Below are 1,309 nucleotides of genomic sequence, written 5' to 3' on the forward strand. Positions count from 1 at the left end.
CTTACAAGTGTAGGTTTTTTACAATTAGGAGGTGTTAGAAACAACAGGCCAACAAGAGGGCCAAGATTGAGGAAACAAGCGCCCTAGAACAATCGGCTGACCATTGAGCAAATTAGCCACCACATTGAGTAAGCCTTGAAGAAAACAAGATAACTGACGCCCACGATCAGAGCGTCGGGAACGCTGTTTGGCAATATGCCCTTGAGGAAGTTGTTCAAATAGGGATTCTGGGGGAGCTGAATCGGCCCCGCCTCCAACAGTCACCATCCAGAGAGTTGCTACTGCCATTGCCAACCAATGGCGCTCAGCTCGCAGTGGGTCACGCAAACGAGTTTTGTGCCATTGCCAACCATCAGATTTAAAATCTCGGTAAGAACACTCAATCCAAGAGCGTAAGCCATACCAAAGTGGATTGCCAACCTCTGGGGCTAAATCAGTCACAATCAGCCACGGATCTTGATAACCAGGCTGCCAACAAGCTAACAAAGTACACCCTAGAGGATTGGTTTTAAAGCAAGTCACGGGTGCTGAATAACTCAGCCCAGGCTTGTCAACGACATCTGCCAGACGCTGCCATTGTGTCTGCTCGTCGAGCTGGTATGTACCTTGATGATTAATCCGTAAAAATGGATGCCAACCCTGGCTGACAATCTGGTGATATAACCAATCGCCATAAAGTCCTCGGTCAGCACAAACGATGACCATCCACTCTGAGGAAACGGCTGGTTTGATTGACTCAAATAGCTCTTGCCAGTGTGGCTTCCAAGCTCCTTTTTCTGTGCCTCTGACCACTTTCCAGGCGACAGGGATGGCACAACTGCGATAGAGAACATTTATTGATAAAACCGTGAAGGTTTGTCCGATATTGGTCGCATCGATCGCCAAAGGTAGCTGTTTCACATGGCTCGGCCATAAATTCAACACCCACCGCAATAATGGGGCAAAATATTGGCTCACTTGTAGTTCAGCGCGTTTGTTTCCTCGCCGAACTCCGCTCTTAGCTTGAGCTTCCTGATACCATTCTTTCAGCCTTTGCCGTACCGTGTTGAATTTTTCTTGGTTCAGTGTCGCAATGAAGTGGGACACTCTTGTCAGGCTACTCGATTGCGTCATTACCATCCCAAAACTCCAAGTCGCTAGCCCTGATGCTTGAGGTAGGGTTAGCTCTGGCAGATGATAGCTGACAATGCTCATCCACTGTTTCAGGTAGTGATTTTTCAGCATAAGTCTCAAAGCTAGATGATGGGCTGACCCGTCCAGTCTCTATATCTGTTGTTCCTCTTCATTGTAAAAAACCTACACTTGTAAG

The 1,309-nt window shown here is 47.6% G+C and carries 1 protein-coding gene; it reads right to left on the reverse strand.

Annotated elements, in window-relative coordinates:
• Nucleotides 1-24: 24 nt before the first annotated feature.
• Nucleotides 25-1,224 (reverse strand): transposase, encoded by a 1,200-nt coding sequence (locus QUA07_RS29885; protein WP_333332871.1) that lies wholly within the window; start codon nucleotides 1,222-1,224, stop codon nucleotides 25-27.
• Nucleotides 1,225-1,309: the final 85 nt, after the last annotated feature.

It is taken from the genome of Microcoleus sp. T3_A4, from assembly GCF_036700465.1.
Classification (GTDB): Bacteria; Cyanobacteriota; Cyanobacteriia; order Cyanobacteriales; family Microcoleaceae; genus Microcoleus.